13 protein-coding genes and 3 tRNA genes are annotated in these 13,439 nt (G+C 74.3%); 7 read left to right on the forward strand and 9 right to left on the reverse strand.

The window, feature by feature from the left end:
• Positions 1 to 290: 290 nt before the first annotated feature.
• Entirely contained in the window at positions 291 to 1,121 is an 831-nt protein-coding gene (locus tag WJX68_RS19400) for a serine hydrolase domain-containing protein (RefSeq protein WP_340293028.1), read from the reverse strand.
• A gap of 77 nt (positions 1,122 to 1,198) precedes the next feature.
• On the opposite strand from WJX68_RS19400, the gene WJX68_RS19405 reads away from it, so the two are divergent.
• Together WJX68_RS19405 and WJX68_RS19410 are read left to right on the forward strand one after the other, a co-directional pair.
• On the forward strand, positions 1,199 to 1,984 hold the full coding sequence (locus WJX68_RS19405; protein WP_340293030.1) for an alpha/beta fold hydrolase: 786 nt from the start codon (positions 1,199 to 1,201) through the stop codon (positions 1,982 to 1,984).
• A gap of 105 nt (positions 1,985 to 2,089) precedes the next feature.
• Positions 2,090 to 3,094 (forward strand): MmpS family transport accessory protein, encoded by a 1,005-nt coding sequence (locus WJX68_RS19410; RefSeq protein ID WP_340293032.1) that lies wholly within the window; start codon positions 2,090 to 2,092, stop codon positions 3,092 to 3,094.
• 140 nt (positions 3,095 to 3,234) lie between these two features.
• Here the strand turns inward: WJX68_RS19410 and WJX68_RS19415 are convergent, their stop codons facing one another.
• The 7 genes from WJX68_RS19415 to WJX68_RS19445 all read right to left on the reverse strand — a co-directional run bounded on the left by WJX68_RS19415 (position 3,235) and on the right by WJX68_RS19445 (position 10,644).
• The gene (locus WJX68_RS19415; protein WP_422785735.1) at positions 3,235 to 4,053 is read right to left on the reverse strand and encodes an ABC transporter permease; all 819 of its coding nucleotides are present in this window, start codon (positions 4,051 to 4,053) and stop codon (positions 3,235 to 3,237) included.
• Positions 4,050 to 5,009 carry an ATP-binding cassette domain-containing protein gene (locus tag WJX68_RS19420; protein ID WP_340293034.1) on the reverse strand — a complete coding sequence of 320 codons (960 nt, stop codon included), beginning with the start codon at positions 5,007 to 5,009 and terminating at the stop codon, positions 4,050 to 4,052. Before WJX68_RS19420 ends, WJX68_RS19415 begins: the two co-directional genes overlap by 4 nt.
• Positions 5,010 to 5,082: 73 nt before the next feature.
• The gene (locus WJX68_RS19425; protein ID WP_340293036.1) at positions 5,083 to 6,267 is read right to left on the reverse strand and encodes an MFS transporter; all 1,185 of its coding nucleotides are present in this window, start codon (positions 6,265 to 6,267) and stop codon (positions 5,083 to 5,085) included.
• Positions 6,268 to 6,292: 25 nt separating this feature from the next.
• The gene (locus tag WJX68_RS19430) at positions 6,293 to 7,918 is read right to left on the reverse strand and encodes an acyl--CoA ligase family protein (protein ID WP_340293038.1); all 1,626 of its coding nucleotides are present in this window, start codon (positions 7,916 to 7,918) and stop codon (positions 6,293 to 6,295) included.
• 110 nt (positions 7,919 to 8,028) lie between these two features.
• On the reverse strand, positions 8,029 to 8,220 hold the full coding sequence (locus WJX68_RS19435; RefSeq protein ID WP_340293040.1) for a ferredoxin: 192 nt from the start codon (positions 8,218 to 8,220) through the stop codon (positions 8,029 to 8,031).
• Positions 8,221 to 8,314: 94 nt separating this feature from the next.
• Complete coding sequence (locus WJX68_RS19440; protein ID WP_340293042.1) at positions 8,315 to 8,569, reverse strand: hypothetical protein; 255 nt, start codon at positions 8,567 to 8,569, stop codon at positions 8,315 to 8,317.
• Positions 8,570 to 8,754: 185 nt separating this feature from the next.
• On the reverse strand, positions 8,755 to 10,644 hold the full coding sequence (locus WJX68_RS19445; RefSeq protein ID WP_340293044.1) for a propionyl-CoA synthetase: 1,890 nt from the start codon (positions 10,642 to 10,644) through the stop codon (positions 8,755 to 8,757).
• A 253-nt stretch (positions 10,645 to 10,897) separates the two neighbouring features.
• Between WJX68_RS19445 and WJX68_RS19450 the strand changes: the two genes are divergently transcribed.
• The 5 genes from WJX68_RS19450 (at position 10,898) to WJX68_RS19470 (ending at position 13,011) form a co-directional block, all read left to right on the forward strand.
• The gene (locus WJX68_RS19450) at positions 10,898 to 12,169 is read left to right on the forward strand and encodes a GDSL-type esterase/lipase family protein (RefSeq protein WP_340293046.1); all 1,272 of its coding nucleotides are present in this window, start codon (positions 10,898 to 10,900) and stop codon (positions 12,167 to 12,169) included.
• Between the two features lie 206 nt (positions 12,170 to 12,375).
• Positions 12,376 to 12,594, forward strand: coding sequence for a hypothetical protein (locus WJX68_RS19455; RefSeq protein ID WP_340293048.1), 219 nt, complete (start codon positions 12,376 to 12,378; stop codon positions 12,592 to 12,594).
• Between the two features lie 120 nt (positions 12,595 to 12,714).
• A tRNA-Glu gene (locus WJX68_RS19460) sits at positions 12,715 to 12,787 on the forward strand.
• A 40-nt stretch (positions 12,788 to 12,827) separates the two neighbouring features.
• Positions 12,828 to 12,901, forward strand: a tRNA-Asp gene (locus tag WJX68_RS19465).
• Between the two features lie 36 nt (positions 12,902 to 12,937).
• Positions 12,938 to 13,011: transfer RNA gene (locus tag WJX68_RS19470), tRNA-Phe, on the forward strand.
• Positions 13,012 to 13,018: 7 nt separating this feature from the next.
• Here the strand turns inward: WJX68_RS19470 and WJX68_RS19475 are convergent.
• Positions 13,019 to 13,378, reverse strand: a complete 360-nt coding sequence (locus WJX68_RS19475; RefSeq protein WP_340293050.1) for a winged helix-turn-helix transcriptional regulator — start codon at positions 13,376 to 13,378, stop codon at positions 13,019 to 13,021.
• Positions 13,379 to 13,439 lie beyond the last annotated feature (61 nt).

The raw sequence follows: 13,439 nt of genomic DNA on the forward strand, positions 1-13,439 counted from the left end.
TTCAGTCTGCCTGCTCGCCCGGGACCGGGCGTGTGCCGACCATGGTGACCGGCCTCGCAGGCGTCGTCGAATGGATTTCGGGAGGGGAGGAATGGGGTCCGAACCGGGCGCCGGTCGCCTCGCGGCGAGTGGCGCACCGCGGCTCCAGCCGAACGGTATTCCACGGTGGCGGTTGTCAATTGCGGCCCGGGGACTCGGTGTCGCCCGGCTCGGACAGTCGTTCCAACGGGCCGGGGGCCGGGATCATTCCCGGCCGGCCGGGATTTCTCCGCCCGCCCTCGCGTCGCAGGTCAGGGGCGGGGCAGCGCCGCGAGCACACCGTCCGTCCAGGGCGTCCACACCTCGATCGCCCACGGCCCGAAGTCCCGGTCGGTCAGCACGACGGCCGCCGCGCCCGCGTCCGGGTCGACCCACAGGAACGTGCCGGACTGGCCGAAGTGGCCGAACGTGCGCGGCGAGGAGCCCTCCCCGGTCCAGTGCGGGGACTTGCCGTCGCGGATCTCCATGCCGAGGCCCCAGTCGCACGGTCGTTGGCGGCCGTAGCCGGGGAGCAGCCCGTCGAGACCGGGGTAGGCGACCGTGGTCGCCTCGGCGACGGTCCGCGGGTCCAGCAGCCGGGGGGCCTGCAGCTCCGCGGCGAAGCGCGCCAGGTCGTCGACGGTCGACACGGCACCGGCGCCCGCGGAGCCCGTCAGCCGGGTGTGCGCCATCCCGAGCGGGGCGCAGACGGCCTCGTGCAGGTACTCGGCGAACCCGATGCCGGTCGCGTCGGCGACGGTCCCGGCGAGCACGGCGAAGCCGGTGTTGGAGTAGATCCGCTTCTCACCGGGGGCGGCCTTGACCTCGTCGGTGTCGAACGCCAGGCCCGAGGTGTGGGCGATCAGGTGGCGGACGGTCGCGCCGTCCGGGCCCGCCGCGTCGTCCCAGTCGAGCGCGCCCTCCTCGACCGCGACCAGCACCGCGTAGGCCGACAGCAGCTTGGTCACCGACGCCAGCCCGAACTCGCGGGCGGTGTCGCCCGCGGTCGCGAGGACCGTGCCGTCGGCGGCGACGACGGCCGCGCCCACGTGGTCGACCGGCCAGTCCAGGATCCGGCGCACCGCCGGGGCGAGCTCGGTCACGGCGCGGGGAGCGGTCGGGTACGCATGGCCCCATCCTGGCAAACGGGCGGCCGGTGGGCGGGCCGGGCGATGATCGGGTGACGACGACGAGGGGGCGCACGGTGACGCTGCACCACGAGGTGACCGGGACGGGGCCGCCGCTGCTGCTGATCCAGGGCGGTGCGGCCGAGGCCGGCGCGGCCCGGATGCTGGTGGACGAGCTCGCCGTCACCCACCGGGTGATCACCTACGACCGTCGCGGGATCGGGCGCAGCCCGGCCGGGGACGTGCCGCGCACGCTGGACGGGCACGCCGACGACGCCGCGTCCCTGCTGACGGACACCGGGCCCGCGGCCGTGGTCGGGGTGAGCATCGGCGCGGTGATCGGGCTGCGCCTGGCCGTCCGGCACCCGCAGCGGGTCGCGACGCTGATCGCGCACGAGCCCCCGCTGCCCGCCCTGGTCCGCGACGACGACCGCGCCGCCGCGCTGGACCGGGTCGAACGGCTCGTCGCGCGCGACGAGTTCCTCCCGGCCCTGCGGCTGATGGCCGAGCTCACCACCGGCGGCGACCCGGTCGAGCCCGGCTACCGGCCCGAGCCGCCGGAGACCGATCCGGAGGCCGGGCTGCGTCACTTCCTGCGCCACGACGTCCCCGCCGTCCGGTCGGCGCGGATCGACCCGGACGAGGTCACCGCGAGCGGTGTGCGGGTCGTCCCGACCGGCGGTCTGGAGTCGCGCGGGCGGTGGGAGCACCACTGTGCCGAGGTGCTCGCGGCCCGGATCGGGCGCGGTCTCGTCGAGCTCCCGGGCGGGCACGACGGGCCGGTCACCCATCCCGTCGCGGGGGCGGCGGCGCTGCGCGGGCTGGTCGGCGGCACCTGAGCCCCGCCGAACGGTCGTGCACGTCCGGCCGAACGTCGTACCCAACTGTGATGAGATGCCCCGGCGGGCTGATACACCGCCCCCGGGTGCGACGACAGGGCGGGCGTGACCACCTCGCAGAACCGCCACGGCGCCCCGGACCGCTCCGGCCCGCCGCAGCAGCACACCGGCCCCCACGCCCGCGGCCCGCAGACCGGCCCGCAGCCCTACGGGACGCCCGGCCCGCGGCACGCCGTCCCCGCCCACGCCCCGTACGGCGGCGCGCCGCAGGGCCGCCCGCCGTACCCGCCGCAGTACGCCCCCGGCCGGCACTACGACGGCAACCCGGACGTCCCGTTCGGCGGCCCGCCCTTCGGCCGCACCGACCCGGGCGGCCTGCCCCGCCAGTCCGCCGCGCCCCGGACCGCGCAGCCCTGGCCGACCGCGGCCCAGCGCCCGGGCGTCCCGCAGCAGCGCTCGGCCCCGCACGCCGTCGCGGCCGCCCCGCGCAACGGCTTCGGCGTCACCGCGCTGGTGCTCGGCATCCTGGGCCTGCTGTTCTCGCTGATCCCGATCGTCGGCGTGATCGCCTGGCCGCTGGTGATCCTCGGCCTGGTCTTCGGGGCGCTGGGGATCGTGCGGGCGGTCAGGGGACGCGCGACCAACCGCGGCGTCGCGATCGCGGGGACGGTGCTCTCGGCGCTCGGGCTGGTCGTCTGCGTCGTCTACGTCGCGGCCGTCGCCTCGGCGGTGTCGGACCTGCCGACCGGCGCGGTCGCCGCTCCGGCCGCCACCGCGCCGGAGTCCGACGCCGTCGCGACCGCTCCCGCCGCCACCGCCGGCGGCGACGTGATCACCTACGAGGTCACCGGCTCCGGGACCGCCGGGAACATCACGTACGTGAAGGACACCTCGATGGGCATGGAGCAGGTCAACGGCACCTCCCTGCCCTGGCGGAAGGAGGTCACCTTCGACGGCGGCGTCCTCACCTTCCAGCCGCTCTCGCTGGTGGCCCAGTCCGGCTCCGGTGGCAACGGTGAGATCACCTGCCGGATCCTGCGCAACGGCCAGGAGGTCACCTCCTCGACCAGCTCGGGTCCCTACGCCGTCGTGAGCTGCAGCGGCAGCTGACCCCCAGGACGTACGTCGGGACGCTCCACGGCGACGAGCCCCCTCGCCGTCGCCGGAGTGGTCACGCACGGCGAGCGTCCCGCGTACGACGAGGCCCTCCCCGGGGACGCCCGGGGAGGGCCTCGGTGCGTCCGGCCGGGTCAGCGGCTCGCGGCCCGCCGGTACTGCCGGCTCGCCAGCGGCGCGAACACCGCGACGATCACGACCGACCAGATCAGCACGTAGAGCACCGGGTGCTGCAGCGGCCAGGCGTCCGACGCGGACGCGGTGACCGGGATCGCGGCGTCGTTGCCGAACAGGGTGCGGGCCGCCGCCGTCACCGCCGAGACCGGGTTCCACTCCGCGAAGACCCGCAGCGGGCCGGGCAGCGAGTTCAGCGGCACGAAGGTGTTCGCCAGGAACGTCACCGGGAAGATGACGACGAACGACGCGTTGTTCACGACCTCCGGGCTCGGCACCAGCAGCCCGACGAACGCCATCACCCACGAGAAGGCGTAGGCGAACACCAGCAGCAGCGCGAACCCGGCGAGCGCCTCGGCGACCGAGGTGTGGATCCGCCAGCCGACGAGCAGCCCGGTCAGCGACATCACGACCAGTACGATCAGGTTGTTGACCACGTCGGACAGCGTCCGCCCGGTGAGCACGGCCGACGGCGTCATGGGCAGCGAGCGGAAGCGCTCGATGATGCCCTTCTTCACGTCGTCGGCGAGCCCGGCGCCGGTGTTCGTGGCGCCGAAGATCACCGTCTGGGCGAAGATGCCGGCCATGAGGAACTCGCGGTAGCCCGCGCCGCCGCCGGTCGGGTCGATCGCGCCGCCGAAGACGTAGGCGAACAGCAGCACGAACATGATCGGCGACAGCGTGGTGAAGACCAGCAGGTCCGGGACCCGCTTGATCTTGATCAGGTTGCGCTTCGCGACGACGGAGGCGTCGGCGAGCATGGTGGCCGCGGCGTTCACGCGCCCACCTCCTCGTCCTCGGTGGGGCGCCCGGTCAGGGTGAGGAAGACGTCGTCGAGCGTGGGGCGGCGCAGCCCCGCGTCGTCGACCTTGGTGCCGGAGTCGGCGAGCCGGTCCAGCGCCGCGCGGAGCACGTCGACCCCGCCGCTGACCGGCATCGTCAGCGAGCGGCGGTGCCGGTCCAGCACCGGGTCGCCCACCCCGAGCGGGGCGAGCAGCGCGGCCGTCGCGTCCAGGTCGGCGCCGGCGCTGGTCGTGACCTCCAGCCGCTCGCCGCCGACCTGCGACTTCAGCTGGTCGGCCGTGCCGCGGGCGATGACCCGGCCGTGGTCGATGACCACGATCTCGTCGGCGAGGGCGTCGGCCTCCTCCAGGTACTGGGTGGTGAGCAGCAGCGTGGTGCCGCGGGCGACGAGGCCGCGGATGACGTCCCACAGGTCGTTGCGGCTGCGCGGGTCCAGCCCGGTCGTCGGCTCGTCGAGCAGCAGCACCGGTGGGTCGGCGACCAGCGCCCCGGCCAGGTCGAGCCGTCGTCGCATGCCGCCGGAGTAGGTGCGGGCGGGCCGGTCGGCCGCGTCGGTGAGGCCGAACTCGGCCAGCAGCTCGCGGGCCCGCTCGCGGGCGCGGCGCCGGCCCAGGTGGTAGAGCCTGCCGACCATCTCGAGGTTCTCGAAGCCGGTCAGGTACTCGTCGACGGCGGCGTACTGGCCGGACAGGCCGATCCGGCGGCGCACCCCGGCCGGGTCGGACCGCACGTCGGCACCGGCGACCGTGGCCTCGCCCGAGTCCGGTGTGAGCAGCGTGGTCAGTACGCGGACGACCGTCGTCTTCCCGGCGCCGTTGGGGCCCAGCAGCCCCAGCACGGTGCCCTCGGGCACCGACAGGTCGACCCCGTCGAGTGCGCGGACCTGGCCGTAGGTCTTGACCAGTCCCGTCGCGCGGATCGCGTCCGGCATGTGTGTCCCCCTCGGAAGTGCCAGCGGGGGCCACTCTGCACCAGGACCCGGACGATCTCGGCCCGGTTTCGCCTCAGCGACGCGCGTGGGCGAGCAGCATCCGGCGTCCGAGCAGCATCGCCGCCGCGGCCACGAGCATCACGACGGCGTTCACCGACCACGCCACACCGAACCCGGCGTGGGTCGCGAGCCAGCCGAACACGATCGGTCCGGCGAACCCGCCGGCGTAGACGCCGACCTGCACGATCGACGTCGCGGCGGCCGGGGCGGACGGGTTGAGCCGCACCACCGCGAACTGCAGCAGACCCGGCCACGCCCAGCCCAGGCCGAAGGCGAGCACCACGCCGACGACGAGCGCGGGCGTCCCCGGCACGGCGAGCAGCCCGAACCCGATCGCGCCCGAGGCGAGGCTCCCCGCGACGACCGCGACGTGCCCGCCCTCGCGCCGGTCGGCCAGCCAGCCGTGCAGCATCCGCACCGTCAGCCCGACCACGCTGCCCAGCGTCAGCATCAGCCCGGCGACGCCGGGGTCGATCCCGCGGTCGACGGCGGAGGCGACGAGGAAGATGCCCAGCGCCGTCGCGGTGCCCGCGGCCAGCCCGGACGCCGCGCCGATCACCGCCAGCGCCGCCGTCGCCCGGTCGCCCGTCCCGCTGCGGGCCGGCGGACGGGCGTCGGTGCGCGGGCAGGCGGCCAGCGCGGCCAGCGCGAGCAGGGCGCCGATGCCGTAGGCCCACCGCCAGCCGACGGTCAGCGCGACGGCCGGCACCGCCAGGCCGGCGAGCAGCGTCGCCGCCGGGATCGCGGCCTGCTTCACCCCGAAGGACAGTCCCATCCGGTGCCCGGGCACCGAGCGCGCGAGCGTGAGGTTCGACGACAGCTGCCCCATCACGTTGCACCAGGCGCCGCAGAGCAGCAGCACGGTCAGCGACAGGTAGGACCGCGCGCCGAGCGCCAGCGCCCCCATCATCACCGCCGCCCCGGCCACCGCGATCCGGCTGGTCCACCGCGACCCGAGCCGTTCGACGACCATCCCCACCGGCAGCGAGCACGCCGCGCTCACACCGAAGTAGAGCGCGACGACGAGCCCGAGCCCCGCCGGGTCGAACGCGAGGTCGCGCGACAGCTGCACCGACAGGGCGCCGGTGAGGAACACCGGCAGCACCGACGCCGTCGTCACGATCACGGCCCCGGCGGCGGGACGGAACGCCGACGGCGCGGTGGCCGCGGCGCTGTCCGGTTCGGTTGCGATGCTCACGTTGAGCAACGCTAACCGATTTGCGTCATCCCTGGATGCGCGAGTCCCCGCGGCCGGCCCACTCCTTCTCCCGCAGCTCGAACTTCTGGACCTTGCCGGTGGAGGTCTTGGGCAGCTCGTCGACGACGTCGACGTACTTGGGGGCCTTGTACCGCGCGATCCTCGACTTCACGTGGTCGATGAGCTCCTGCGGCTCGGCGGACCGGCCGGGCTTGAGCACGGCGAAGGCCTTGCAGACCTCGCCCCACTTCTCGTCCGGGACGCCGACGACGGCCGCCTCCAGCACCGCGTCGTGGGACACGATCGCCTGCTCCACCTCGACGGTGGAGATGTTCTCGCCGCCGGAGATGACGACGTCCTTGGCGCGGTCGCGCAGCTCGACGTAGCCGTCGGGGTGCACGACGCCGAGGTCGCCGGAGTGGAACCAGCCGCCGCGGAAGGCCTCGGCGGTCTTCTCCTCGTCGCGGTGGTAGCCCTTCATGACGTTGTTGCCGCGCATGACGATCTCGCCCATCGTGGCGCCGTCGCGCGGGACGTCGCGCATCTGCTCGTCGACGACGCGGACCCGGTCCGCGCAGACCATCCCGACGCCCTGGCGGGCCTGCAGCCGGGCGCGCTCCTCGCCGTCCAGGTCGTCCCAGGCGTGCTGGTACTGGTTGACCGAGTACGGCCCGTAGGTCTCGGTGAGCCCGTAGACGTGCACGATCCGGAACCCCATCCGCTCCATCTGCAGGATGGTCGTCGGCGACGGCGGCGCCCCGGCCGTGGTGATGACGAGCTGGTAGTCCAGGGTGACGGCCTCGGCCGCGTTCATGATCGTCGTGACGACGGTGGGCGCGCCGTTGAGATGGGTCACGCCGTGCTCGCCGATCAGCGCCCAGATCCGGTCGCCGCGCACCTCGCGCAGGCAGACGTGGGTGCCGCCGATCGCGGTCACCGCCCACGGCGTGCACCAGCCGTTGCAGTGGAACATCGGCAGCGTCCACAGGTAGACGCTGTCCGCGGTGTGCCCGGAGTGGACGATCTCGCCGAAGGAGTTCAGGTACGCGCCGCGGTGGTGGTACTCCACGCCCTTCGGGTTGCCGGTGGTGCCCGAGGTGTAGTTGATCGTGATGGTGGCGCGCTCGTCGTCGACGGCCCACGGGCGCGGGTCGTCGGTGCCGCGGGCGAGCAGGTCGGCGTAGGACGTGCCGGACCCGACGCCGTCGCCGGGGGCGGCCGGGTCGGTGACGGTGACGATCTCGCGCACGGTCCTCAGCTCGTCGGCGACCGGGCGGACCGTCTCGTAGAGCACGTTGTCCACGACCAGCACCGTCGCGGCCGAGTGGTCGAGGATGTAGCGGACCTCCTCGGTCGACAGGCGCGTGTTGATCGCGACCAGGACCGCGCCGGCCAGCGGGACCGCGAAGTGCGCGACGAGCATCTCCGGCACGTTGGGCAGCAGGTACGCCACCCGGTCGCCGGGCCCGACGCCGGACGCGGCCAGCGCGTTCGCGACCCGGGTCGCCTCGGCGGCGAACTCGGCGTAGGTGAGACGGCGGTCGTCGTAGACGATCGCCGTCGAGTCCGCGAACACCTCCGCCGACCGGCCGAGGAAGGCCAGCGGGGTCAGGGGAGTGGTCCAGACGTCGGGGGTCGCGGCGGGGGTCACGGTCGGCTCCTTCGCAGGCGGTGCACGTCGCCGCGATCCTCGCCGCCCGGCCGCGGCCGGGCAACCGCCGGACGTCCCGCGACGTCCGGCGGCCACCGGGGTCCGCCCGGTCAGCCCTCGATGGTGATGGCGGCCTTGGGGCAGCTGCGTGCGGCCTCCTCGACCTTCGGCCGCAGCGACTCGGCCGGGTTCTCGTCGAGGATGTAGAGGTAGTCGTCGTCACGCACCTCGAAGACCTCCGGTGCGATGCCCATGCAGACCGCGTTGCTCTCGCAGCGGTCGAAATCCACGATGACCTTCATGTCCCCATGGTGCCCCCGCCCGGGCGTCCGCGCAGGACTGAGGGCGCCCTGACCTGCAGTTATGCTGCCCTTCATCGTGGGGCGACGGTGCTGGTCAGCGGGCCTCGGCGGTCCCCGCGGCACTCGGAACCGGCATCGGGACGACGCCCGGGCGGGCCTGCACGGGCGTGGGCGGCGGGGTCGTGTGCGGGAAGCCGGTGAGCGAGGCCGTCGTCGCGCGGGCCGTCACCGGTGCGGCGCCGGAGGGCAGGTGCACCCCGTCCGGTTCGAGGGCCGCGGCCACTCCGAGGACAGCGCCGAGCGCCACCGGTGCGGCCAGCGCCGCGAGTCGGAGTCGCGCCTGGTCCACGACACACCTCCACGTCGGTCGACGACCACGCGGGGGATGCCGGGGAGCGGCTGCGGCCGTCGACCCACCATCGGACGACGACGGCGCGGCGTTACCGCCGGCGGGTGATCCGGGTCAAGCCGTGGCGACCCGGACCACCCGAAGGTGCGCCCCGGTCGCCCGTGCGGCACCGGGTGCGGGGTGGGTCACTGCCTGCGCAGCACCGGACGCAGGGTGTCGAGCACCGTCGCGTCGTCGATCGTGGAGGGCACCGGCTCCTCGGCGCCGTCGGCGATCCCGCGCATCGTCTTGCGCAGGATCTTCCCGGACCGTGTCTTGGGCAGTGCCGGGACGACCGCGACGTCCTTGAGGGAGGCGACGGCCCCGATCTGGTCGCGCACCATCTGCACCAGCTCGGCGCGCAGCCCGTCCTCGTAGCCCTCGGCGTCGGCGTCGACGCCGGACTTCAGCACGACGAACCCGCGCGGGATCTGGCCCTTCATGGTGTCCGCGACGCCGATCACCGCGCACTCGGCGACGTCCGGGTGCGAGGCCAGGACCTCCTCCATCCCGCCGGTGGACAGGCGGTGCCCGGCGACGTTGATGACGTCGTCGGTGCGGCCCATGACGAACACGTAGCCGTCCTCGTCGAGGTGGCCGCCGTCGCCGGTGAGGTAGTAGCCGTCGAACGCGGACATGTAGGAGCCGACGTAGCGCTCGTCGTCGTTCCACAGGGTGGGGAAGGCGCCGGGCGGCAGCGGGAGCTTCGCGACGATCGCGCCGTCGACGCCGGGCTCCGCGGGCTTCCCGGTCTCGTCGAGCACCTGCACGTCCCAGCCCGGCATCGCGCGGGTGGGCGAGCCGGGCTTGATCTCCAGCAGCTCGATGCCGGCCGGGTTGGCCGCGATCGGCCAGCCGGTCTCGGTCTGCCACCAGTGGTCGATGACCGGGATGCCGAGCAGGTCCGAGGCCCAGCGGTGGGTCTCGGGGTCGAGCCGCTCGCCGGCGAGGAAGAGGTACTCCAGCGACGAGACGTCGTACTGCGCCAGGAACTCGCCCTTCGGGTCCTCCTTCTTGATCGCGCGGAACGCGGTGGGCGCGGTGAACACCGACTTCACCGCGTTCTCCTGGACGACCCGCCAGAACTGGCCCGCGTCCGGCGTGCCGACGGGCTTGCCCTCGTAGAGCACGCTCGTCGCCCCGGCGAGCAGCGGCGCGTAGACGATGTAGGAGTGGCCGACGACCCAGCCCACGTCGGACGCGGTGAAGATCGTCTCGCCGGGGCCGACGGCGTAGATGTGGGGCATCGACCAGGCCAGGGCCACGGCGTAGCCGCCGGAGTCGCGCACGACGCCCTTGGGCTTTCCGGTGGTGCCCGAGGTGTACAGGACGTAGAGCGGGTCGGTGGCCTTCACCGGCACCGGGTTGGCCGGAGTGGCCCGGCCCACCGCCTCGGCCCAGTCGACGTCGCGCTCGCCCATCGCCGCCGTCGCCTGCTCGCGCTGCAGGATCACGGTGGAGTCCGGCTTGCGCTCGGAGAGCTCGATGGCCTTGTCGAGCAGCGGCTTGTACTCGATGACCCGCGTGCCCTCGATGCCGCAGGAGGCGGAGACGACGACCTTGGGGCCCGCGTCGTCGATCCGGACGGCGAGCTCCTTGGCCGCGAACCCGCCGAAGACGACCGAGTGGATCGCACCCAGGCGGGCGCAGGCGAGCATCGCGACCGCCGCCTCGGGGACCATCGGCATGTAGATCACGACCCGGTCGCCGTGCCCGACGCCCTGCTCGCGCAGCACGCCCGCGAACAGCGCGACCTCGTCGCGCAGCTGCGCGTAGGTGTAGGAGCGCTTCGTGCCGGTGACGGGGGAGTCGTACACGAGCGCGGTCCGGTCGCCGTGACCGGCGTCGACGTGGCGGTCCAGCGCGTTGTACGCGACGTTCAGCTCCCCGTCGGGGAACCAGCGGTAGAAGGGCGGGTTCGACTCGTCCAGCGCCCGGGTGGGCGCCACGTGCCAGTCGATCTCGCCGGCCGCGCCGAGCCAGAAGCCCTCGCGGTCGTCCACACTGGAACGGAAGATCTCCTCGTAGGCGGTCACCGTCGTCCTCCCCTGGCGATCCCGGCGGCCCGCGTCGGCCACCCGCTGTGTCGCCGACGACAGTAGGAGGTGGCACCGACAGTTCGCAGCCTCCGGCACGCGGGACCCTCCCTACGGTCGGGCCGTTCGCCGCGCACCGGCCGCCGATCGTCGCAGCGTGACCGGGTGCCTGCGTAACGTGATCGGGTGACGGGCCGACACAGCGCGTGGGAGACCCGTCCGATCCGCGTGCGGGCCCGTGTGGACGGAGGCGGTGCCCGTGCGGGGTGGCGACCGGTCGGTGCACCGGCGCGGCGCGGTGGTGCTGGGCGCCCTGCTGCTCGGGTTCGCGACGGCCTGCGGCTCGGCGCCCGCGGTCGTCCCCGCCGCCGCGGCCGTGAGCTGCGCACCGGGCTGGACCGCCGCCTGGCACGCCGCGCAGCAGGCCGTCCCCGGCGACAGCCTGGCCGGGCGGACCCTGCGGATGGTCGTCCGCCCCGGCGCCACGGGCGGGCAGCTGCGGCTGCGGCTGTCCAACCGGCACGGCGACGGGCCGCTGCGCGTCGGTGCCGTGACGGTCGGCACCGCCGGGCCCGGTGCCGCGGTGGACCGTCCGGTCCCGCTGAGCGTCGGCGGGCGGCCCGGCGTCGAGCTCGCCCCCGGCGAGGAGGTCCTGACCGACCCCGCGCCCGTCGCGGCCACGTCCGGGGTGCCGCTGACGGTCAGCCTGTTCCTGGCCGCGGTGCCCCGCACGATCGGCTCGCACCCGGTCGCGATGCGCACCGCGTGGCTCTCCGGGCCGGGGGACCGCACCGCGGCCCCGGACCCGGCGGGCTTCGACACCACCCTGCAGTCCTGGCCGCTGCTGGCCGGGCTCGAGGTGCTCGCCCCCCGTCCCGACGGCGCGGTGCTCGTGATCGGCGACTCGCTCGTCGACGGGGTCGGCAGCACCCCCGGCGGCGACGACCGCTTCCCCGACCAGCTCGCCGCCCGGCTCGCCGCCGCGGGCGGGGACCGGCCGATGACCGTCCTGAACGCGGGGCTCTCGCGCAACCGGCTCCTGCAGGACGACCCGCCCGCCGGTGGCGACGCGCCCCTCACCCGCTGGGACGACGACGTCGCGGCCGTCCCGGGGGTGCGCGACGTGATCCTGCTCGTCGGCACCAACGACCTCGCCGCCGGAGCCGGGGCCGACGAGGTCGTCGCCGGCCTGCGGGCCTTCGCCGCGCGGGCCCGCGACACCGGCCTGCGCGTGTTCCTCAGCACGATCCCGCCCTCGGCGAGCGGCGGGCGCGACCGCCCGGAGGTCGTCGCCGTCCGGGACGCGGTCAACGAGCAGGTCCGGACGGACGGCCGCGACTGGGCCGACGGGGTGATCGACGCCGCCGTAGCACTGGGCGATCCGGGTGATCCGCGACGCCTGCGCGCCGACCTCGACTCCGGTGACGGCTTGCACCCCTCGCCCGCCGGCTACCGCGCGCTCGCCGCATCGGTGCCGGTCGGAGACCTGTCGGGCAGCCCCTGCCGGACCTCCGGCGACCGCTGACCCGGGCCGCGTCGGCGGCCGTCCGGGCCCCGCCGTGCGCCGCTGCGTGACCGCCCGTCACCCGGGAAGGGGCGTGCAGGGCCCCCGCACGATGGGTAACGTTTCGGTCACCGCCACAACACGTGGCGGTACCGACGGACACCGGCACCGCGGCGCGTCCCACGGACGGGTCCGGCGCAGGTCCTGACGGCCTACGGGGAGGCCTCGTGACGATCGGCGCGAAGCGCGGAATCGACGACGACACCAGTTCCATCCCGGCGCCGCGGAACGCCGCCGACGCCTTCAAGGTCTCCGACGAGCAGGTGCAGCGCGCCCGGCTCGTCGTCGCCCGGAACTCGGCCGACTCCGGGGATCTGCGCGAGCTGCTCGACATGCTGGGGCTGATCTCCCCCAACCCGGAACAGCCCCCGCCCGTGGCCCGCTGACCTGCGGCGACACCGCAACCGGGGGGTGGCTGCAGGCGCCCCCGCGGTCGTGTCGTAAGGTTTAACCACTCCCAACGGACAGCCGTTGAGGGAAGGTCGAGGCCCACGGGCCTGGTTCCAGCCCCCATCGTCTAGCGGCCTAGGACTCCGCCCTTTCAAGGCGGCAGCGCGGGTTCGAATCCCGTTGGGGGTACCGCGAGAGGCGTCGGTTACGATGTCGCTCGCGAGAGCAAGGCCCAGTGGCGCAGTTGGTTAGCGCGTCGCCCTGTCACGGCGAAGGTCGCGGGTTCGAGTCCCGTCTGGGTCGCTCCACTCTCTGGATCTCCGGTTCACCGGAGGCCGGGGCCAGGTAGCTCAGTTGGTACGAGCGTCCGCCTGAAAAGCGGAAGGTCGGCGGTTCGACCCCGCCCCTGGCCACACTCTCTCACCGCCGTCCGTCCGTGGCCGTCCCCCGGATGTAGCGCTCGGCGAAACCGGCACCCCACCGGTCCATCACCGCGACCACCGGTTCCAGGCTCCGCCCCAGGTCGGTCAGCCGGTACTCCACCCGCGGCGGCACCTGCGCGAACACCGTGCGGTGCACGATCCCGTCGCTCTCCAGCTCCCGCAGCTGCCGGGTCAGGGTCTTGGTGTTCGCCGACGGCACCAGCCTGCCAAGCTCGTTGAACCGGCGCGGCCCGTCGAGCAGGTACTTCACCAGCGTCAGCTTCCACGTCCCGCCGAGGACCGAGACGGCGACCTCGACCGGGCACACCTCCAGCGCACGGAGCACGGGCAGGCGCACGGCGACCTCCAGACGACAGAATTGTCCGTACTGGCCGGGGCGGACCCGGCCGTCGACGATC

It is taken from the genome of Pseudonocardia spirodelae (assembly GCF_037727765.1).
GTDB lineage: Bacteria > Actinomycetota > Actinomycetes > Mycobacteriales > Pseudonocardiaceae > Pseudonocardia > Pseudonocardia spirodelae.

What these genes read in the sequence shown, in the direction of transcription:
- WJX68_RS19435 (WP_340293040.1), bottom strand. Translation starts at nt 8,220, where the DNA reads ATGAAGGTCATCGTGGATTTCGACCGCTGCGAGAGCAACGCGGTCTGC.
- WJX68_RS19420 (WP_340293034.1), bottom strand. Translation starts at nt 5,009, where the DNA reads ATGCCGGACGCGATCCGCGCGACGGGACTGGTCAAGACCTACGGCCAG.